This window comes from Pseudomonas sp. KH_040 (assembly GCF_057839305.1).
This window is the reverse complement of sequence record NZ_CM174487.1, coordinates 1,928,702-1,949,462: the sequence shown is the minus strand read 5'-3', so window position 1 is coordinate 1,949,462 and position 20,761 is coordinate 1,928,702. Positions and strand designations below refer to the sequence as shown.

Genomic DNA, 20,761 nt, shown 5'->3' with positions numbered 1-20,761 from the left:
GCCATGCACAAACAACTGTAGGAGTGAGCCTGCTCGCGATAACTTCGTATCAGTCGACATCATCATTGACTGAACGACCGCTATCGCGAGCTGGCTCACTCCTACATGGGATTGTGGGCTGCTTGAATTACGGGTTATGCGCCAGATGCTCCGGCTGCAACACCCGCTTGGCACTCAGATAAGCTTTCTGCCAGTACGCCTTCGACAGGCTGTCCAGCTTCACCGTGCCGCCCGTGGCCGGCGCATGCACGAAGCGCCCTTCCCCGACGTAAATCCCCGCATGACTGACCTGCGAGCCGCCATTGGTGGCGAAGAAGATCAGATCGCCAGTCTGCAAGCCTTCTTTGCCGACATTCGGTGCCTGCATGACGATCAGCTCACGCGTCGAACGCGGCAAAGAGATGCCCGCCGCATCACGGTAGACAAAACCGATCAGCCCGCTGCAATCAAAGCCTGAATCCGGCGTGTTGCCGCCCCAACGATAGGGCGTGCCGACCAGACCGAGCGCGCGAAACAGCACGTCTTCAGCAGCAGGCGAAAAAGCTTGGGAGGGGCCGAACACGACCGGTGCGCGAACCACCGGCGCAGGAGGCGGTGTGCGACTGGCGCAGGCGCTGAGCAGCGCTGCGAAGAAGATCAAAGTGAGGCGGGCCGACATCGTCATAAGCAGAACATCCTGATCTGGCTGCGGCTTTTTCTGCCGATGGACAGAAAACAAAACCGCCTGCGTGAGCACGCAGGCGGTTTGCCATCAATATAGATACAGGATTCTAGCGGCTACGCGGCAAACTTCAAGTAAGACTTTAACTTCACCTTGTAAAGTCTAAGTCTACTCCGTTACCGCAAGCCTGATTGTCGCCGCGAACGCAGCGACAACAAGGGATTACTTGCGAGCAGTGACTACAGTTGGAGCGTTGGCCAGAGCGCGTTTCGCTTCGATGAAGGTCTTGCTCCAGTAGCTGTCACCCAGGCTGTCGATGCGAACACCGCCGCTGCGACGACTGCTGGAGTGGATGAACTGGTTGTCACCGAGGTAGATCCCGGCGTGACTGACACGACCGCGACGACCGTTGGTGGCGAAGAACAGCAGATCGCCCGGCTCAAGGTTGCTGCGCGAGACCAGCGGCGCATCAACGTTGATCATTTCGCGGGTCGAGCGTGGCAGGTTCATGCCGGCTTCTTCGCGGAACAGGTAGCCGATGAAACCGCTGCAATCGAAACCGGCTTCAGAGGTACCGCCGAAACGGTAACGGGTACCGATCAGGGACATGCCGCGTTCGAGGATGCTGTCGGCCAGAACAGGAAGCTGATAAGGCTTCTTGCCATTGAATTCGTTGAGTTCTTTTTCGGTGTCCAGCTCTTCCTGATAAATAACGGAAGATTGGGCCGTGGCAGAATTTTTAACCTGTTGAGGCTGCTCTTGAACTGGAGAATGAGCAGCGCAACCGTACAACAGGGTGACGAGTGCGAGAGGCACGAGGGGTGCGAAGCGCTTTAGCATGGGCACGACCGTGGCTGATAGTTGTAAAGAAGCCGAGACTATGCCCGCTATCAGCCTCATTTGCAAATTCAATCGATCTTTTTGTGACTTCTCGGTTTCTCGTTTACATCTAAGCGCTTAAGCCCATTTGAACCGAGACGCGGCCTGCACAGCTTGCAGGAAAGCGGATTTTCTGGCGCCTGAATTATGCCGAAACACGCTGAAAGCCGCGCCGTTACCAGCCTAGGGTTTCTTTCAGGAAGGGAATGGTCAGCTTGCGTTGAGCCTGCAACGAGGCCTGATCGAGCTGCTCAAGCAAGTCGAATAGCGCACTCATGCTGCGGGTGCCGCGAGTCAAAATAAAATGCCCGACTTCATCGGTCAGGTGCAGACCGCGACGCGATGCGCGCAACTGCAAGGCGCGCAATTTGTCTTCATCGGAGAGCGGGCGCATCTGGAAAATCAACGCCAGGGTCAGGCGCGATTTCAAGTCAGCCAGTTTGACCGGCAGTTCACGCGGAGAGGTTGACGCGGCGATCAGCAGACGCCGACCGCTGTCGCGCAGACGGTTGAACAGATGAAACATCGCCTCTTCCCAGTCAGCCTTGCCGGCAATCACCTGCAAGTCGTCCAGGCAAACCAGTTCGTACTGCTCAAGGTTGTCGAGGATTTCGACGCCGCGATCCATCAACTCGGCCAACGGCAAGTACACCGCCGGCTCGCCCATTTGCTCAAAACGCAGACACGCTGCCTGCAACAGATGCGTACGCCCTACGCCGTGTTTGCCCCACAGGTAGATCAGGCTTTCTGTCCAGCCGGCGTCGGCTTCGCATAGACGCTCGACATAGCCGAGTGCAGCGGCATTGGCGCCTGGGTAGTAGTTGATGAAGGTGGCGTCGTCACGCAGACGCACACCTAGGGGCAGCTGAATCGGTTTCATGCTGACTGAACAGTTCTCAAGGAACCGTTAGTGGCCTCTGTGTAAAGTTTGCGAAGTTTATACCCGTGAAGCTGAGCGCACAATGCGACAGAGTCCAAGCAAAATCAAAGGTTTGCGTTAACGCACCGGTTTTATGACAGATTCCTTGGCGCCAGCGCCTGCAGGACACGGGCCAACCCGGCGATTTGCCGGGCCGCCCCTGCGCCATTACAACTGCGGATCGTCAACACCACTATAGATGTCGGAATCCTTGTACAAGTCGTGCACATGGCGCACCAGCACCATGATCACCGCCGCCACCGGCAACGCCAGCAGCACACCGGTAAAACCGAACAGCTCGCCACCGGCCAGAATCGCGAAGATCACCGCCACCGGATGCAGACCGATGCGATCGCCCACCAGCAGCGGGGTCAGCACCATGCCTTCCAGCGCCTGACCGACCATGAACACCGCGACGATCCCGACCATCGGGTACAGATCGCCACCGAACTGGAACAAACCGGCAATCAACGCCGCGCCAATACCGATCACAAAGCCCATGTACGGCACGATCGCCGCCAGGCCCGCGATCAGACCGATCAACAGCCCCAGCTCCAGCCCGATAATCATCAGGCCCGCCGCGTAAATCACGCCCAGCGCCACCATCACCAACAACTGCCCGCGAACAAACGCGCCCAGCACCTCATGACATTCACCGGCCAGCGATACGATAGTCTCCTCCCGATCGCGCGGCAGCAGACTGCGGATCTTGGCCATCATCACGTCCCAGTCACGCAGCAGGTAGAAACTCACCACCGGAATCAGCACCAGATTCGCCAGCCAGCCAATCAGCGCCAGACTCGACGCGGTCGCCTGACTGAGCACCACACTGACGATGTCGGTGGTCTGGCCCATGTGTTCGCTGATCGCCGCTTTGACCTTGTCGAACTTCCAGAAACCATCCGACAGACCCAGCTTCGCCTGCGCCCACGGCAACGCCGTGTGTTGCAGCCAGTCGAGCATTTGCGGCGCCAGTTCGTATAACCGCAGCAACTGCTTGGCGAGCATCGGCACCAGCACCAGTAACAGCGCGGTGACGATCAGGGTGAACAAGGCAAATACCGCGATTACCCCCCACGTACGCGACAGCCCGAGTCTTTCCAGGCGATCCACCAGCGGATCGAACAGATAAGCCAGCAACAGCGCCACCAGAAACGGCGTGAGGATCGGGTGCAGCAACCATACAAACGCGCAAAGCAGGATTACCCCACCGAGCCAGAACCAACGCCGCGTATCGGCCATGTACCACTCCTGTAGCTTCTATATAAGGAAAGACTTACCAGCGAAACCGCAACGAAGGTGCTGATGGTGCCGGGGCCGGAGCCACGACAGGTGCTGCGCCCGCAACCGCAGGTTGTGGTGCTGCGACCGGCACCGGGGCTTCAGCCGGCAACTCCTGCAACTTCGCCAGCGACAATTGCGCGCGCATTTGATCTGCACTGCCGTTGACCCGATAGACGATGCGATCGCCATCAACACTTTGCAGACGCACGCCAAACGGCTCGAGTAACCGCAACAGCGCCGCGTAGTGTTCAAGATTCATCCCCTGCACTTCCAGAGTCTGCTGCCCCGAAGCGCCCGGCTTGGCAACAAACCGAGGCGCCAGCCGCTCAGCCACCGCCAGCATCACCGCGTCAGCGACCGCAGCCTGATCGGCGCCCTGCACACTGCCCGCCTCTTTCTGATCGCCCAGCCACAAGTGCCACTTGGCCTGCCACTGCCCGCCCTCTTCACGGGCATGCACCGCGAGCAAGGCATCAGCGTTGTAGCGTTCGGACGCGCCGCGCAACGGCGCCGGATCGGTGCCTTCCAGCGCTGGCGCCGTGGCAACCAATTGCTCACTCAAGTCCGCCAGCGGCAAACGCAATGGCAAGCCGCGATGTTGAGCTGCTCGACGTAAGGGCGCGGCAGCGGCTTGACCATCGCCAACCAGACTGGAACCCTCAGCCGAGTCGTTCAGCCACCAACTCAGGATCGACGGCCGACTGGCGCCCCACACCGACAACCCGGCACGTCGCAGCGCCTGCTCGGTGGTCGCCGGATCGAAATCGACTTTCAGCACCTCCGGCGGCCCGGCATCAAAACCGAATTGACTGATGATCTGCTGCGGATCCTTGCGAATCGCCGCCAGCCCCGGGTTTTGCGCAGCCTTCGGATCACCAGTCAAACGCAAGACCAACGTGTCGAGCGCCGCCTGCGTGGCGCGATCACGCTCTTCCGGTGCCTGGCCATTGACCGGCTCACGTACTTGATAGAGGCCTTTGAGGTTTTCGGCGTGACTCGCCAGGCTGATCAGCGACAAGCAACCCACAAACAACAATTTACAAAAACGCATGGAAAATTCCCGTCGACAGGAGCGGCTGGAACAGGCCGCGTGAATCGGTTGAGCATGGCTGTGACAATCTGCCAGCACCAAACATTCACACGACAGCGGTAAGTTTTTGCACAGTGATAACGATAGACGGTTAATCGCCACACCTTATACAGGCACCCGCAGGCCTTAATTGCAAAAAATTTCCCGAGATATGGCCCTGCCCGTCGGTGCGAGGATGGCCGCTGCCCCTCAAGCCTGATAAAATCGCGCGCCTTCGCAGACCGGCAACAGCCGGGCACCTCGAAACTCGCGTGAGGCCATCGCCCCGTCGATTTCGAAGTTCCCGCTGAACTCGGTCGTTACCCCTGAATCCCCTCCCCTAAAGGCCTGGATCATGAGCAAGCAACCCTCCCTGAGCTACAAGGACGCCGGTGTAGACATCGACGCCGGTGAAGCATTGGTCGAACGCATCAAGAGCGTCGCCAAGCGCACTGCGCGCCCGGAAGTCATGGGCGGCCTGGGCGGTTTCGGCGCCCTCTGCGAAATCCCGGCCGGCTACAAGCAGCCCGTACTGGTTTCCGGTACCGACGGCGTCGGCACCAAACTGCGTCTGGCGCTGAACCTGAACAAGCACGACAGCATCGGTATCGACCTGGTTGCCATGTGCGTCAACGACCTCGTGGTTTGCGGCGCTGAGCCACTGTTCTTCCTCGACTACTACGCCACCGGCAAGCTGAATGTCGACACCGCTGCCCAGGTGGTCACCGGCATCGGCGCTGGCTGCGAACTGTCGGGTTGCTCGCTGGTTGGCGGCGAAACCGCTGAAATGCCTGGCATGTACGAAGGCGAAGACTACGACCTGGCCGGTTTCTGCGTCGGCGTCGTGGAAAAATCGGAAATCATCGACGGCTCGAAAGTCGCCACCGGTGACGCCCTGATCGCGCTGCCATCCTCCGGCCCGCACTCCAACGGCTACTCGCTGATCCGCAAGATCATCGAAGTCTCCGGCGCCGACATCGAAAACATCCAGCTCGACGGCAAACCGCTGACCGACCTGCTGATGGCCCCGACCCGCATCTACGTGAAGCCGCTGCTCAAGCTGATCAAAGACACCGGCGCCGTCAAAGCCATGGCCCACATCACCGGTGGTGGCCTGCTCGACAACATCCCGCGCGTTCTGCCAAAAGGCGCTCAGGCGGTGGTTGACGTGGCTAGCTGGACTCGCCCGGCAGTGTTCGACTGGCTGCAAGAAAAAGGCAATGTTGACGAAACCGAGATGCACCGCGTGCTGAACTGCGGCGTTGGCATGGTTATCTGCGTGGCTCAGGAACACGTAGAAGTTGCCCTGAACACCCTGCGTGACGCCGGCGAACAGCCTTGGGTCATCGGTCAGATCGCTGCCGCTGCCGAAGGCGCTGCCCAGGTTGATCTGCAGAACCTTAAGGCTCATTAATGTCCGCAACCTGTGATGTCGTGGTGCTGTTGTCCGGCACCGGCAGTAACTTGCAGGCTTTGATCGACAGCACGCGGACCGGCGACAGCCCGGTCCGCATCGCTGCAGTGATTTCCAATCGCGCCGACGCCTACGGCCTGCAACGCGCCAGTGACGCGGGTATCGCCACCCGCTCGCTGGATCACAAGGCATTTGAAGGCCGCGAGGCCTTCGATGCTGCTCTGATCGAACTGATCGACGAATTCCAACCGAAACTCGTGGTGCTGGCCGGTTTCATGCGCATTCTCAGCGCTGATTTCGTTCGCCACTACCAGGGGCGCCTGCTCAACATCCACCCGTCGCTGCTACCCAAATACAAAGGGTTACACACTCATCAGCGCGCGCTGGAGGCCGGCGACACGGAGCACGGCTGCTCCGTGCACTTCGTCACCGAGGAACTCGATGGCGGACCACTGGTCGTACAGGCAGTATTACCGGTAGAGTTGCACGATACGCCGCAGAGTCTCGCGCAGCGAGTACACGTTCAGGAACACCTGATCTACCCGATGGCAGTACGCTGGTTTGCCGAAGGCAGGCTGGCACTCGGTGAACACGGTGCTTTACTGGATGGCCAGTTACTCGCGGCCAGCGGCCACTTGATTCGAAACTAGGAGATATTATGCGTCGCGCCCTGCTCTTCGCTTGCGCTCTGCTCGCCCTGCCCTTCGCGCAGGCAGCCGAACTTCAACCGTTCTCCGCCAGCTACACCGCCGACTGGAAGCAACTGCCCATGAGCGGCACCGCCGAGCGCAGTCTGGTCAAGGAAGCCAACGGCGTCTGGAAGCTCAGCTTCAAGGCCTCGATGATGATCGCCAGCCTGACTGAAGAAAGCACCCTGACCCTGGACAAGGACACCCTGCTGCCGCAGTCCTACCACTTCGAACGTGGCGGCCTGGGCAAAGCGAAAAAGGCTGATCTGGATTTTGACTGGAACAGCAAAATGGTCACTGGCACCGACCGTGGCGACGCGGTGAAAATCCCGCTGAACCGTGGCATGGTCGACAAGTCCACCTATCAACTGGCGCTGCAGCATGACGTCGCCGCCGGCAAGAAGACCATGAGCTATCAAGTGGTCGATGACGGCGAAGTCGATACCTATGACTTCCGCGTGCTGGGTTCGGAAAAAGTCGAGACCAAGGCTGGTCAGATCGATGCAATCAAGGTCGAGCGCGTACGCGACCCGACACAAAGCAAGCGCATCACCGTCCTGTGGTTCGCCAAGGATTGGGATTACCTGCTGGTTCGCCTGCAACAGGTTGAAACCGACGGCAAGGAGTACAACATCATGCTCCAGGACGGCACGGTCAACGGCAAAACCGTTAAAGGCAGCTGATCCGCCGCTACATCAAAGAGCCCCGCGAAATGCGGGGCTTTTTTTTGCGTGCTGGATTGGAGATTTGTACCTGGCTCGCCCCTCACCCCAGCCCTCTCCCGAGGGAGAGGGAGCTGACCGAGATGTCTGGCGCCATGCATCGACCTGAAAAGTCGAGTCGATTATGGATTCCCCAAAGCAAGATCAGGTCGGCGTAACTCGCTAATCTTCCACGGTCAGTCCCCTCTCCCCTTGGGAGAGGGGCTTTTGAAGGCGAACCTCAAACCGAAAACTTCGCGACCATGCTGTTCAGATCCACCGCCAACCGCGACAGCTCCTGACTCGCCGCACTCGTCTGATTAGCCCCCGCCGAGGTCTGCATCGCCAGATCACGAATGTTCATCAGATTGCGATCCACCTCCCGCGCCACCGCTGCCTGCTCTTCCGAGGCACTGGCGATCACCAGATTACGCTCGTTGATCAGTGTGAATGCCGAGGCGATCTCTTCAAGTGCAGTCCCGGCAGCCTTGGCCAATTCCAGCGTCGAACGCGCCCGCACATTGCTTTGCTGCATCGAACCGACCGCTGAATCGGTGCCCTGCTGAATGCCGCCAATCATCTGTTCAATCTCTTGCGTCGACTGCTGGGTGCGATGCGCCAAGGCCCGCACCTCATCCGCCACCACGGCAAACCCGCGCCCGGCATCACCGGCCCGTGCAGCCTCGATCGCAGCGTTCAACGCGAGCAGATTGGTTTGTTCGGCAATCGAACGAATCACATCCAATACTTTGCTGATGCCATGAACCTTCTGCGCCAGATCTTCGACCTGCGACGCATTGTTGGTCACGTCTTCGGCGAGCAACTCTATCGACGAAACGGTTTGCCGCACTTGTTCACGGCCATGCTGAGCAATGCGATCGGACTCACGCGAAGCTTGCGAGGTGGCCACCGCATTGCTGGCCACCTCTTCCACCGCAGCGGTCATCTGATTGACCGCAGTAGCGGCCTGCTCGATTTCCAGACTCTGCTGATGCAGCCCGCGCGTGGCGTCTTCCGTGACGCAGCTCAGCTCTTCCGAGGCCGAGGCCAATTGGCTGGAAGACTCGGATATTTGCCGGATAGTGTCGCGCAGGTTGTGCTGCATGCTCTTGAGCGCATGAAGCAGTCGCGCCGGTTCGTCCTTGCCGCTGATGCTGATATCACCGGTCAGGTCCCCACCCGCCACCACCTCGGCGACACCCAACGACTGCGCCAGCGGCAGCACAATGCTGCGCGTCAGCAGCAGGGCGAGGCCGATGGTGATCAGCGCGGTCACGCCGATCATCACCCCGACCCACACCCGCGAATTGATAAACACCAGTCGCGCCGCTTCAGTGGCGAGATTGGCATTGTGTTTATTCAGTTCGACCAGCTCGCGCAGCAGCACCGCGATTTCGTCGGCCAGCGGACTCATCTGGCCATTGAGAATGGTCGCGGCTTCTTCCACGCGATTCTGCGCAGATAACTGCATGACCTGCGCCTGAAACTCCAGGTACTGATGCTCGGCAACCTTGAAGCGATCAAACAACTTGCGCTCTTCGGGCAGCACGATCAGCACGTCGTAACGCTGCTGAGCCTCACTCAGCACCCCACGCAGCTCATTGAGTTTGACGACATTCTGCTCCAGCGCCTGCGGATCGCGATTGAGCAACAGGCGCATGGTCAATGCGCGCAGGCGCAGCATGTCCTGACTCATCTCACCGACCGCCATGACGCTGGGCAGCCAATTGTTATCGACCTCGTCAGATTGGGCGCGCATGTTCGACATTTGCAGCAAAGCGAACGCCCCGAGGGCAAACACCATCAGCGCCAACAGCCCAAAACCGAGGCCGGCGCGCGGGGCAATATTGAGACTACGGATACTCATTGCTCTGGTTCCTTCCAAAAGCGCTGCATCAACCCTGCAGCTGGTTGCTTTAGAAGGTATCGGCCCGGCGAAAATTTGCGTAAGACCAAAACGTGATATCAAAAGGCCTTAATACTCCGAACCGTGGGCATTAACGATTCAGCGCGGTTTTGCCGGACTTGAGCACCGTTCGCGGCAAGATCGCCAGGAAATTATCCCGAGCGACTTTTTTCGCAACGTCCTCGGGCAAGGCATCAAGGAACGGCTTGAAGCTATGCATTTCCTCACCGAGCTTGTTGAAACGCCCTACCACGTCCGAGCCAAGCATGAAGCGGTCCGGGTACTTCTCGACCAGCGCCAGCCATTCCGGGCGCGGCTTGCCCTGCTCGTCCAGCAGATACGGCGTGAGCATGCTCCACGACAAATCAATGAACAAATTGGGGTAAGCCTCGAGCATGCGCGTCAGGGTCGGCAGTAAGAACGGCAACTGTGTCTGATGCCGGTGAATTTCAGCACTGGTGCCTGCGTGCGCCCAGATAAATCGCGTGTGTGGGTGATTACGCAGCGGTTCTTCGACTTCCTTCAGATACAGCGGATTCTTCTCACGCTTGGAGGTGATATTGGAATGCAGCATCACCGGCAGACCGTTCTCGGCAGCGAGATGATAGATCTTGGTCATCGCCTCGTTGTTGGCCCGCGGCGTGTCGCCGGACGTCAGCGCCGTGAGGTCGTCATGCCGGGTGAACACCTCGCCGATGCCCTGCCACAGCCCCGGATACAGATCGAGCATGCGCTGGATGTGTGCGGCAGAGTTCTTGTCGTTGGGGTTGAAGCCCGACAGAAACGGATGAAAGTACGGCCGCTGCTCGGCGCTCAGCTTTTGCACGGCGTCGGCGACAATCACGTCGGTCGCACTGTACCAATAGGCATCAGCGTCATCGCCAGCGTAGTAGCGCGGACGCTTGGGTTCGTCCTCATGCCATTTTTTCGCCACAGGAATGCCAGAAATCATCACATGCTCGACGGAACCGTTCTTCATCGCCGTCAGCAGTTTCGCCATGCCTGCGCTTTCCTGGAAAAAATCCACGTAATGCAGGTGCGCATCGCTGTAGGTGTATTCGCGGGCGCTGACGTTGCCGGCAAGCAGCAGAAGACAGGCAAGACTCAAACGATACAGGGACACAAGTAATCTCCGGCAAGTAGGCATAGCCTAGACCCCGCCCTGACGACAAGGGTTCATCCCGCAGGAAAGTGGAACGCGTGCCAGTGGGAATGCTCTATAACTGCAAGGTCTTTTTTGATCGAACGACTTTTCCTACTGCCAGTGAGGTTCCCATGACCGTTACCGTCAATACCGTCTCCGCTGAAGGTTTTCGTCACACCGTACAGATTGATGACCACGAACTGTTTGCCGACGTGCCGAAATCCGCCGGCGGCGAAGGCTCGGCGCCTGAGCCGCACGACTATTTCGATGCCGCCCTCGGCGCCTGCAAAGCGCTGACCCTGAAGATGTACGCGAAGAAGAAAGACATTCCGCTGACCGGCGTCGGGGTCGACGTCAAACGCGACAACAGCGAAGAACAAAAAGGCAAATACGTCCTGCACGTCACCCTCACCCTCAAAGGCGTACTCACCGATGCTCAGCGTGAGGAACTGCTGCGCGTCGCCGACCGCTGCCCGATTCATAAACTGATGACCACGACCGACGTCAGCATCGAAACCCACGCCCCGCAAGGCTTCGACAGCCAGTAATCCTCCTCATGCCAGCGGCGGGTTATGCTTCTGGCATCACCCGCTCAGCCTGGAATGCACCATGGACACGCAACCTCTGATCATCCGCCCGCGCGCCGAAGACGTCGAAGGCCAGCCGATTCTGCGCCCGCTGCCGTCAGCCAAATGCCGCAGCGTCGGGCCTTTCGTGTTTTTTGATCACATGCTCGAGACGGTTTATCCGACGGGCAAAGGCATGAACATCCGACAGCACCCGCACATTGGTCTGTCGACGCTCACGTATCTGTTCGAAGGACAGATCCAGCACAAGGACAGCCTTGGCTCGGATCAGGTGGTCAGCGCTGGCGATGTCAGCTGGATGACTGCCGGTAGCGCGATTGCTCACGTTGAACGCACGCCTGAGCCGTTGTGGGACAAAAGCTTCACCATGCACGGTTTGCAGATCTGGCTGGCGTCGCCCAAGGATCACGAGCAAGGCCCGGGGCATTACAGCCATCACCCGGCAGCGACGTTGCCGGTCAGCGATAACCTCGGTGTACAGATCCGGATGATTGCCGGGTCAGGCTTTTGCCTGGAATCGCCGGTGCCGGTGCTTTCTCCTACGTTGTATGCGGAAGTGCAGATGCAAACCGCGACCACGTTGCTGATTCCGACCGAGCATGAAGAGCGGGCGGTTTATGTGCTGAGTGGGGATGCGCAACTGAACGGTGAAGCGCTTGAACCGCATGCGCTGGCGGTATTGCCGGCCGGGGAAGAGATGAGTCTGTTTGCCGAGAGTGATGTTCACGCCGTGGTGTTTGGCGGCGCGCCGCTGGACGGGCCTCGGCGGATCAACTGGAATTTTGTGGCGAGCGATCCCGCGGCGATTGATGAAGCGCGGCGCAAATGGGCGGCCGGGGACTGGCCGACGGTGCCGGGAGAAGTTGAGCGGATCGAGTTGCCGGCGGGCCGGTAAAGCAAAAGATCGCAGCCTGCGGCAGCTCCTACATTGATCGCGTGTAGGAGCTGCCGCAGGCTGCGATCTTTTGATCTTGAAAAATCAGCCCTTGAACACTTCATCCAGCAAATCATGCATCGACTTGAATGCGCGCTTGGCGGTCTTCGCGTCGTACATCATCTTGCCCGGCACATTGGCATGCGGATCGGTAAAGGAGTGCACCGCACCGCCGTAGCTCAGCAGTTGCCAGTCCACTTTCGCCGCGTTCATCTCGTCTTCAAACGCCGGCAACTGTTCTTTCGGCACCAACGGGTCAGAAGCACCGTGCATCACCAATACCGAACCCTTGATATTCTGCGCATCGGCAGGATTCGGCGAATCCAGCGTACCGTGGAACGACACCGCAGCCTTCACCGCCGCGCCAGTGCGCGCCAGATCCAGCGCACAGCAACCGCCAAAGCAGAAACCGAACACCGCCAGTTTCGACGTATCGACCGCTGCTTCGCCCTGCTTCTGCAATTGCTCGAACGCCGCTTGCATACGTTTGCGCAGCAGCGCGCGATCATCCTTCAACGGCATCATCGCCGCACCAGCCTGATCAGCGTTTTGCGGGCGCACCGCCTGACCATAGACGTCAGCGATCAGCACCACGTAGCCCTTGGCCGCCACCGATTTGGCTATCTCTTCGGCACCGGCGCTGACGCCCATCCAGTTCGGCGCCATCAACAAACCCGGAAGCGCGCCGTTGTGCTCGGCGTCGAATGCCAAACGACCTTCATAAGGCTGGCCGTCGATCTGATAGACCACGGAACGTACAGTGATTTGGCTCATTTCTGACTCCTGATTGGTTAAACACCAGAATGAAAAAACCCGCCGAAGCGGGTTTTTCTACGACTTGGTTAAACCGACAGCTCAACCAGCAGCTTGTTCAGACGGCGCACATAAGCGGCCGGATCTTTCAAGCTGTCACCCGCCGCCAGCGCAGCCTGGTCGAAGAGAATGTGCGACAGGTCGCCAAAACGCTCTTCGCTCTGCTCGCCATCGAGTTTCTCGATCAGCGGGTGGCTTGGGTTGAATTCGAAGATCGGCTTCGAATCCGGCACTTTCTGTCCGCTGGCTTCGAGGATCTGACGCATTTGCAGACCCAAATCCTGCTCGCCGATGGCCAGAATGGCCGGCGAATCGGTCAGACGATGCGATACGCGGACTTCCGCCACGCAATCGCCCAGCGCAGTTTTCAGACGCTCAACCAGACCTTCTTTGGACTTGGCGACTTCTTCTGCGGCTTTCTTGTCCTCTTCCGAGTCCAGGTTGCCCAGATCAAGATCACCACGCGCCACGTCGACAAAGGTCTTGCCGTCGAACTCGCTGAGGTAGCTCATCAGCCACTCGTCGATACGGTCGGTCAGCAGCAGCACTTCGATGCCTTTCTTGCGGAAGACTTCCAGGTGCGGGCTGTTTTTAACCTGCGCGTAGGTTTCGCCGGTGAGGTAGTAGATCTTGTCCTGACCTTCCTTGGCGCGGGCCAGGTAGTCGGCCAGACCGACGATCTGCTCGCCGTCGTCGCCATTGGTCGATGCGAAACGCAGCAGACCGGCAATTTTCTCTTTGTTGGCGAAGTCTTCTGCCGGGCCTTCTTTCATGACCTGACCGAAGTTCTTCCAGAAGCCCTTGTATTGCTCAGGCTCGTTCTTCGCCAGTTTTTCCAGCATGTCGAGCACGCGCTTGGTCAGCGCGGTCTTCATCGAATCGATAATCGGGTCTTTCTGCAGAATTTCCCGCGACACGTTCAGCGACAGGTCGTTGGAGTCGACCACACCTTTGATGAAGCGCAGGTACAGCGGCAGGAACGACTCGGCCTGATCCATAACGAACACGCGTTGCACGTACAGCTTCAGGCCTTTCGGCGCTTCACGCTGGTACAGGTCGAACGGTGCGCGGGCCGGCACGTACAGCAGCGAGCTGTATTCGAGCTTGCCTTCGACTTTGTTGTGGCTCCAGGCCAGCGGGTTTTCAAAGTCGTGCGCGATGTGCTTGTAGAACTCCTGGTATTCCTCGTCCTTCACTTCAGTGCGCGGACGGGTCCACAGAGCGCTGGCGCGGTTGACGGTTTCCCATTCAACGGCCGGAACCTCTTCGCCTTCGGCAGCTGCCGCTTCTTTCGGCAGCTCGATCGGCAAAGCGATGTGGTCGGAATACTTCTTGATGATGTTGCGCAGACGCCAGCCATCGGCGAATTCGTCTTCGGCGGCTTTCAGGTGCAGGACGATACGGGTGCCGCGCTCTGGCTTGTCGATGGTGGCGACTTCGAACTCGCCCTCGCCTTTCGACGACCAGTGCACGCCTTCGCTGGCCGGGGTGCCGGCGCGACGGCTGTACACGTCAACCTGGTCGGCAACGATGAAGGCAGAGTAGAAGCCCACACCGAACTGGCCGATCAAGTGCGAATCTTTCTTCTGATCGCCAGAAAGATTCTTCATGAAATCGGCAGTGCCGGATTTGGCGATGGTCCCCAGGTGGGTGATCACATCGTCACGGTTCATGCCTATACCGTTGTCTTCGAGGGTGACGGTCTTGGCGTCCTTGTCGAAACTCACACGGATTTTCAGGTCAGCGCCGCCTTCAAGCAGCTCTGGCTTGGCCAGGGCTTCGAAGCGCAGTTTGTCGACAGCGTCAGAGGCGTTCGAGATCAATTCGCGAAGGAAAATTTCCTTGTTGGAATACAGCGAATGGATCATGAGGTGCAGCAGCTGCTTTACCTCGGTCTGGAAGCCCAGGGTTTCCTTTTGAGTTTCCACACTCATGGTCATCAAACTCCAATCAGATGGCAGTGGCCGCGACCCGAAATGGTCGGCGGCGGGTTGTCTTGTGAGTTTGGGGCGCTGTTCAGGATTTCAAGGGCTCATCGATTTTGAAGTGCGCACGCGCGGTGGCAATCGGTTCGCTTTCGGTACTTTGCCAGGCGGTAACGGCGACATTGGCTACACGCCGGCCCTGGCGACACACCTGACATTTGGCCCAAGTGTCGCGAAACTGCCCGGCGCGTAGGTAATCGAGAGAGAAGTCGATGATCTTCGGCACCCCGGGCGCACCGGTGAAGATCAACAGATGCAGGGCGGCGGCCAGCTCCATGAACCCGGCGATCACCCCGCCATGGATTGCCGGCAATAAAGGGTTACCAATGTTGTCCTTGTTCGCAGGAAGCTTGAACAGCAATTCATCGCCGACGCGTGAGCATTCGATGCCGATCAGCCCGGCGTAGGGAATCAACTGCAACAGCGGCGCGTAATCGCCCTGCGCGTGAGCCTTGAGCAATTGCTGCTTGAGGTCATCGCTCATTGCCCTTCTCCCTTGATTACACCGCCAAAGCCTTTTGTGCCTTTGAGGCCCTTGCCCATGCGCATGAACGTACCGACCACATGGGCGATCGGCTGCTCGGGATCGTCCTGATAGGCGAAACCGCGAGCGAAGATTACGTCGGTGGTCACCCGGTAGCACTGAGCGAAGCCATACACATCTTTATCGGGTTCGGCGGCATGCATGTAGTCGATGCGCAGGTCGAGCGTCGGGCAGACCTCGAATTCCGGCAAAACGCACAGCGTGGACATTCCGCAGGCGGTGTCCATCAACGAAGTGATTGCGCCGCCGTGGATCACGCCGGTCTGTGGATTACCTACGATTTTCGTGCTGTACGGAAGGATCACCGTAAGCCCTTCGCTGGACGCGCTGTGCACGAGTAATCCGAGTACCTGACAGTGTCGCAGCGCGGAGAGAAACCGCGTCGCGCGCTCAAAAACGGGGTTTCCGTCCATTTGATAATTACTCTCGTTAGAGCCTTTTGCCAGTAGTAAGCAATACAGCAAAAGTTCCGTGTAAAAACAAACTTATATATCTGAAAGAAATGAGGAACTTAACCTGTAGCGCCGAGTTCTTAAGGCCAGTAGTTATTTTCCATAAGGAGAAACACCCCATGCGTAAGACTTTTGCTATTGCCTTGATGTTGACCGCTTCCCTCGGTCTCGCTGCCTGCGATAAAAAATCCGAGGACAAAGCTCAAGATGCCAACCAACATGCTGAACAAGCTCAGCAAGACATGAACAAAGCTCAGGATAAAGTGAACGACGCTGCGAAAGAAAACGCCGAAGCTGCCAAAGCTCAGGCTGAATCGAACGCTGCTGCACAAGAAGAAGCTGCCAAGAAGCAATAATTCGCTTTTTGCTGCAGAAAAAAGAAAACCCGCCAAGTGCGGGTTTTCTTTTGCCTGTCATCTAGCGCCCGGCTCGTCTTAGAGCAAGACAGTTCTAAAAGTCGGACTAATCATCAGTAGCAACGAGCACAGTACGCCAACTACCCAAACCAGGCTGCGCAGCTTGGGTTGGTCGGCCAGATAGAGCCACAAATAGAGAATCCGCGCGATAACAAAAACGATCGCCAATGTATCGATCAGCCATCCTGCCGTCTGAGTGGTGTGCGCCATCAACACGCCGACCGCGAACAACATGAACGCTTCAATCGTATTCTGATGCGCCGCCAGCGCCCGCGCGCCGTAGCCGGTCAGTTGCGCCTGTTGCTGACGCGGCAGGTGGTTGTTGTAACCGCCCTGCTCTTTCATCGCCTTGCCCACCGGCATACGCGCGATATAAATCAACAGCGCAGTGATAAACACACACCAGAACGGAATACTCATCAAGCGACCTCTTTGTTTGTCTCGGGAATGGGAGCTTCTGTAGGGGTATAGACCATGACATCGAGAACGTCGGAATGAAACTCGCGGCGATACAAGACCAACACCACCCCGGCGCTCATCAGCATGAACAGCCACGGGCTGACGAACCACGCCAGCATGGTCATGCCGAAATAGTAAGAGCGCAGCCCGAAGTTGAATTGGTTCGCCGCCATCGAAATCACCCGCGCCGCCCGCGCCGCGAACGCCTTGCGCTCCTGTTCGGAGACATGTCGCTCACCGATCATTGGCGCCGACCCGACCAAAACCGCCGCAAAATTGTACTGACGCATACACCAGCTAAAGGTGAAGAAGGCGTAGACGAACACCATCGCCAGACACAGCAACTTGATTTCCGACATGCCCTGCGATGCCTGCTGCACCATCGGGATGTCAGCCAGCAACGACACCGCCCGCTCCGAGGCACCAAGCACGGTGAGAATGCCGGCGAGGATGATCAATGTGCTGGAGGCGAAGAACGAGGCGTTGCGTTCAAGATTACCAATTACGCTGGCGTCGGCGATGCGGTTGTCACGCAACAGCATGCGGCGCATCCAGTCTTCGCGGTACAGGTGCAGCACGCTGGCCAGACACGCTGTATCGCGGCCTTTCCAGGAGGCATAACGGGTATAACCACCCCAGCAGATGACAAACCAGATGGCGGCGAGCAGGTGAATCAGGTTGGCTTGGATGAACGACATTCGTTTCCCTGAGCATGAGGAATGATGGGAGTAACCCTTTGTTTCGACGTATTGGCTCGCAAAAAGACACGCTCATTCGAGAGTCGAATTTATTTAAAAATAGACCGCAGCTATTAATTTGCGAAGGCTGATACCTGTCAACTCTGACAGTAGCACCGAGGGTGAGGCGGGCATAAGGTTGTTTGTGACCAGAGAATACTGACAGGCACGCTAACCCAGACAAGGACTCGATCATGACACCTTCGAACGCTGCACTGCCCATTGACGCAACATTCGGTAATCAAGGGTATGCCGACTCTTTTGCTCCGGGAAGCCAGGCTCTGAGCATCGCAGGCCTGCGCCCTGATGGAAAAATCCTTCTCGTGGGACAAACCTTTGTAGACGGCAAGGTCAGTTTTCATTTGGCGCAATTACTGGCGGACGGCACTAACGATACTGGCTTCAACAAAAACGGTTCGATCGTAGGTACGTTTACAGGTTCGGGACAAGCCAGCGGAACTGGCGCCTGTCTTTATAAAGACGGGAAGGCGCTGCTTTTCGGGTTTCAATATGATGAGGACCAAGGGAACCGGTTTGCGCTTGCCAGATTTTTCGCTGATGGTGAAAGAGATCGCGAGTTCGGTCCCGATGGGACGGTTTACATCCCTTTTCTCCCGCAGTCCGAATCGCAACCGTCAAAACCGGAGACTTCCGCTAACTCGAGTTCCAGAATCAGGGTAGTACTGACCGCTGATGAAAAAATTCTCGTCGGTCAAAACAACCGACTGTTCAGACTTGATCAGGAAGGAGTTTTTGATACCACTTTTAACGGCAAAGGCTGGTTAGATCTTGCCCCGAGCATCTCTTCGATTTCGGTTGCTGAGAATGGAGTCATCACAGTCGCAGGCGCGACAGCGGCCTCTCGAAAAGGAGTGATCGTGCGTCTGAATGTAAATGGAACGCCCGATAAAGACTTCGGCGATGATGGCACTGGAACTGTCCTTTTTCCATCGAATTACCCGACCCGCGTACGAAGCCTGATGCTACGTGCTGACGGCAGTTTTTTTGTTGCCGGTGAAGTCGACACCGCTCCTGACGACGATTGGGGTAAAGGGCGCAGAGGAATGATGGCCGCGTACAACCCCGACGGTAAACCAAATCGCGCATTCAATCAGGGTCAGCCTATCGTCACTGATCTTGGATTAACCGACGGTTGCAGTTGGTTCGATCTGAGTGGGGAGCCTAAGGATGGTCTGGTCGTGGTGGGAGGCACGGGGCAAAGAACAAGAGAGCAAATGCTCGCCTGCCGCTATCTGGCAACGGGAGAACTAGACACATCCTTTGGTGAAGGCAAGGGATACGTTACTCAGTACTTGGGGCCTGGTATGCAGTGGATTTCTGTGGCAGTGCAGCCCGACAAGCGAATACTCCTGAGCCGCGACAGCGACAACATCAATTTAGGGGCTCTGGTCGTACGTTATCTAGGCTGAGGATTATCAGCGTTCATAAAAAAATACCCCGTATCGATTGATACGGGGCATTTCTGTTTAAGCGTTGAAGAACCGCTTTTGGCGGGTCAGACAACGTCAGGCGACCGCTTCGCTGCGCTTGCCGAGCATGCGATCACAAACGACCGCAACCACCAGCGTCATCACGCACGGCACCAGCCATGCCAGACCCTGCTCGCTCAGTGGCAGGTGCGACAACTGCGATGGCATCCAGCCGGCCAGACCGGCGCCTTTCAGCGCGTCGATGGTGCCGAACACGAACGACACCAGCATCACCGGACCGAGAATGCGGCCGTGTTCATGCCAGAAGTCTTTGCAGAAGCTCAGCGCGACCAAAACGATGCACGGCGGATAGATCGCGGTCAGCACCGGAATCGAGAACGCAATCAGCTTGGTCAGGCCCAGGTTGGACACCAGCAGCGAGAATGCCGCCAGAATGATTACCAGAGTCTTGTAGGACAGTGGCAGCACACGGCTGAAGTATTCGGCACACGCACAAGTCAGACCGACCGCCGTCACCAGACACGCCAGCGAGATCAGCACTGCGAGGAAACCGCTGCCCAGCGAACCGAAGGTGTGTTGCACATACGCGTGCAATACCGCCGCGCCATTGGTCGCGCCCGCTGCTACTTCGTGGCTGCCGGAACCAAGGCGGAACAGGCTGACATACACCAGCGCCAGACCGACACCGGCAATCAGGCCAGCGATGATCGCGTAACGGGTGATCAGCGCCGGCGACTCGACGCCACGGGAGCGGATCGCGTTAACGATGACGATGCCGAACACCAGCGCGCCGAGGGTATCCATGGTCAGGTAACCATTGATAAAGCCTTGGGAGAACGGTGCCGCCACATACTCAGGCGTGCCGTGACCGATATCACCCGCCGGCAAGGCGAATGCAGCGATGCCGAGCACTGCCAGTGCGATGATTTTCAGCGGCGCGAGGAAGCGGCCAACGGTGTCCAGCAAACGCCCAGGGTAGAGCGAGATGAAGAACACCAGCAGGAAGTACACCGAGCTGTAGAGGAACAGTGCCAACGGGCTTTCGCCGGTCAGCGGCGCCAAGCCTACTTCAAACGATACGGTCGCAGTACGCGGGGTGGCGAACAACGGGCCGACCGCCAAGTAGCAAGCCGCGGCCAAAATGCCGCCAGCGATCTTGCCGATCGGGCTGCTCAGCGCATCCATCGCCCCACCGACCTTGGCCAATGCAACGACGGTGATCACCGGCAGACCCACCGCGGTGATCAGGAAGCCCAGCGCGGCCATCCAGACGTGAGGTCCGGCCTGCAAGCCAACGATCGGCGGGAAAATGATGTTGCCAGCCCCAACGAACAGGGCAAATGTCATAAAGCCAAGTGCCAGGATGTCCTGACCTTTCAAAACTTTCATTAAGGTAATACCACACTACTGAATCGGAATTTAGAGGGGGATTGCCCTGTGTAATTAGGGAAATGCTGTCGATCCGTATGGGACTGACCCTTAAAGCGCGTTGCATGCCTTGTGGGCGGCAGACGCAAAAATGGCTGCTAGCCTAACGAATTTGGCCTGCAAACGCACTGTTAGAGGGCGAACTATCCGATACGCGACGTTTCTGTGTCGCGTTTACGTATCTATTTTTCGTTGGTACGGCAAAGATCAAAAGATCGCAGCCTTCGGCAGCTCCTACAGGGGATCGCAATTCTCTGTAGGAGCTGCCGAAGGCTGCGATCTTTTGATC

General features: G+C 57.9%; 21 protein-coding genes. 7 read left to right on the top strand and 14 right to left on the bottom strand.

The annotated features are described in order from the left end of the window. Nucleotides 1–127 precede the first annotated feature (127 nt). From AC3IUF_RS08765 to AC3IUF_RS08745, 5 genes are all read right to left on the bottom strand, one after another. Nucleotides 128–664 (bottom strand): C40 family peptidase, encoded by a 537-nt coding sequence (locus AC3IUF_RS08765; protein ID WP_007919825.1) that lies wholly within the window; start codon nt 662–664, stop codon nt 128–130. Between the two features lie 219 nt (nt 665–883). Then, nucleotides 884–1,501 (bottom strand): C40 family peptidase, encoded by a 618-nt coding sequence (locus AC3IUF_RS08760; RefSeq protein WP_007919826.1) that lies wholly within the window; start codon nt 1,499–1,501, stop codon nt 884–886. A 214-nt stretch (nt 1,502–1,715) separates the two neighbouring features. Continuing rightward, complete coding sequence (gene hda, locus AC3IUF_RS08755) at nt 1,716–2,420, bottom strand: DnaA regulatory inactivator Hda (RefSeq protein WP_007919828.1); 705 nt, start codon at nt 2,418–2,420, stop codon at nt 1,716–1,718. Nucleotides 2,421–2,627: 207 nt separating this feature from the next. Then, a complete protein-coding gene (locus AC3IUF_RS08750; RefSeq protein ID WP_007919830.1) occupies nt 2,628–3,701 on the bottom strand; it encodes an AI-2E family transporter in 1,074 nt (357 codons plus the stop codon). Nucleotides 3,702–3,735: 34 nt separating this feature from the next. Next, nucleotides 3,736–4,794, bottom strand: coding sequence for a DUF2066 domain-containing protein (locus AC3IUF_RS08745; protein ID WP_489280879.1), 1,059 nt, complete (start codon nt 4,792–4,794; stop codon nt 3,736–3,738). A 373-nt stretch (nt 4,795–5,167) separates the two neighbouring features. On the opposite strand from AC3IUF_RS08745, the gene purM reads away from it, so the two are divergent. From purM to AC3IUF_RS08730, 3 genes are read left to right on the top strand one after another with little or no spacing between them, the layout of a single operon-like run. Continuing rightward, the gene (purM, locus tag AC3IUF_RS08740) at nt 5,168–6,226 is read left to right on the top strand and encodes a phosphoribosylformylglycinamidine cyclo-ligase (RefSeq protein WP_007919839.1); all 1,059 of its coding nucleotides are present in this window, start codon (nt 5,168–5,170) and stop codon (nt 6,224–6,226) included. Then, on the top strand, nt 6,226–6,876 hold the full coding sequence (gene purN / locus AC3IUF_RS08735; protein ID WP_007919841.1) for a phosphoribosylglycinamide formyltransferase: 651 nt from the start codon (nt 6,226–6,228) through the stop codon (nt 6,874–6,876). Before purM ends, purN begins: the two co-directional genes overlap by 1 nt. Before the next feature lie 8 nt (nt 6,877–6,884). Further along, nucleotides 6,885–7,598, top strand: coding sequence for a DUF3108 domain-containing protein (locus tag AC3IUF_RS08730; RefSeq protein ID WP_095114118.1), 714 nt, complete (start codon nt 6,885–6,887; stop codon nt 7,596–7,598). 259 nt (nt 7,599–7,857) lie between these two features. Here the strand turns inward: AC3IUF_RS08730 and AC3IUF_RS08725 are convergent, their stop codons facing one another. Both AC3IUF_RS08725 and AC3IUF_RS08720 read right to left on the bottom strand, forming a co-directional pair. Continuing rightward, nucleotides 7,858–9,483: a methyl-accepting chemotaxis protein gene (locus AC3IUF_RS08725; protein ID WP_095114119.1), complete on the bottom strand. Its 1,626-nt coding sequence runs from the start codon at nt 9,481–9,483 to the stop codon at nt 7,858–7,860. A gap of 130 nt (nt 9,484–9,613) precedes the next feature. Further along, a complete protein-coding gene (locus tag AC3IUF_RS08720) occupies nt 9,614–10,669 on the bottom strand; it encodes an amidohydrolase family protein (RefSeq protein ID WP_489280878.1) in 1,056 nt (351 codons plus the stop codon). Nucleotides 10,670–10,797: 128 nt separating this feature from the next. Between AC3IUF_RS08720 and AC3IUF_RS08715 the strand changes: the two genes are divergently transcribed. Continuing rightward, nucleotides 10,798–11,214: an OsmC family protein gene (locus tag AC3IUF_RS08715; RefSeq protein WP_007919858.1), complete on the top strand. Its 417-nt coding sequence runs from the start codon at nt 10,798–10,800 to the stop codon at nt 11,212–11,214. A gap of 61 nt (nt 11,215–11,275) precedes the next feature. Then, nucleotides 11,276–12,148, top strand: coding sequence for a pirin family protein (locus AC3IUF_RS08710; protein WP_489280877.1), 873 nt, complete (start codon nt 11,276–11,278; stop codon nt 12,146–12,148). A gap of 84 nt (nt 12,149–12,232) precedes the next feature. Here AC3IUF_RS08710 and AC3IUF_RS08705 read toward each other — a convergent pair whose 3' ends face one another. The 4 genes from AC3IUF_RS08705 to AC3IUF_RS08690 form a co-directional block, all read right to left on the bottom strand. Continuing rightward, nucleotides 12,233–12,961, bottom strand: a complete 729-nt coding sequence (locus AC3IUF_RS08705; RefSeq protein ID WP_489280876.1) for a dienelactone hydrolase family protein — start codon at nt 12,959–12,961, stop codon at nt 12,233–12,235. A 68-nt stretch (nt 12,962–13,029) separates the two neighbouring features. Continuing rightward, a complete protein-coding gene (gene htpG, locus AC3IUF_RS08700; protein ID WP_489280875.1) occupies nt 13,030–14,934 on the bottom strand; it encodes a molecular chaperone HtpG in 1,905 nt (634 codons plus the stop codon). Nucleotides 14,935–15,016: 82 nt separating this feature from the next. Beyond that, on the bottom strand, nt 15,017–15,469 hold the full coding sequence (locus tag AC3IUF_RS08695; protein ID WP_489280874.1) for a PaaI family thioesterase: 453 nt from the start codon (nt 15,467–15,469) through the stop codon (nt 15,017–15,019). Beyond that, entirely contained in the window at nt 15,466–15,942 is a 477-nt protein-coding gene (locus AC3IUF_RS08690; protein WP_489280873.1) for a PaaI family thioesterase, read from the bottom strand. Before AC3IUF_RS08690 ends, AC3IUF_RS08695 begins: the two co-directional genes overlap by 4 nt. Nucleotides 15,943–16,100: 158 nt before the next feature. On the opposite strand from AC3IUF_RS08690, the gene AC3IUF_RS08685 reads away from it, so the two are divergent. Next, nucleotides 16,101–16,337, top strand: coding sequence for a hypothetical protein (locus AC3IUF_RS08685; RefSeq protein WP_007919867.1), 237 nt, complete (start codon nt 16,101–16,103; stop codon nt 16,335–16,337). A 78-nt stretch (nt 16,338–16,415) separates the two neighbouring features. Here the strand turns inward: AC3IUF_RS08685 and AC3IUF_RS08680 are convergent, their stop codons facing one another. Both AC3IUF_RS08680 and AC3IUF_RS08675 read right to left on the bottom strand, forming a co-directional pair. Continuing rightward, on the bottom strand, nt 16,416–16,817 hold the full coding sequence (locus AC3IUF_RS08680; protein WP_007919869.1) for an MAPEG family protein: 402 nt from the start codon (nt 16,815–16,817) through the stop codon (nt 16,416–16,418). Continuing rightward, nucleotides 16,817–17,554: a DUF599 domain-containing protein gene (locus tag AC3IUF_RS08675; protein ID WP_007919871.1), complete on the bottom strand. Its 738-nt coding sequence runs from the start codon at nt 17,552–17,554 to the stop codon at nt 16,817–16,819. The genes AC3IUF_RS08680 and AC3IUF_RS08675 overlap by 1 nt, the downstream gene beginning before the upstream one ends. A 233-nt stretch (nt 17,555–17,787) precedes the next feature. On the opposite strand from AC3IUF_RS08675, the gene AC3IUF_RS08670 reads away from it, so the two are divergent. Further along, entirely contained in the window at nt 17,788–19,023 is a 1,236-nt protein-coding gene (locus AC3IUF_RS08670; RefSeq protein ID WP_489280872.1) for an NHL repeat-containing protein, read from the top strand. Nucleotides 19,024–19,119: 96 nt separating this feature from the next. Here the strand turns inward: AC3IUF_RS08670 and brnQ are convergent, their stop codons facing one another. Further along, nucleotides 19,120–20,433 carry a branched-chain amino acid transport system II carrier protein gene (brnQ, locus tag AC3IUF_RS08665; RefSeq protein ID WP_150694967.1) on the bottom strand — a complete coding sequence of 438 codons (1,314 nt, stop codon included), beginning with the start codon at nt 20,431–20,433 and terminating at the stop codon, nt 19,120–19,122. Between the last annotated feature and the right edge of the window lie 328 nt (nt 20,434–20,761).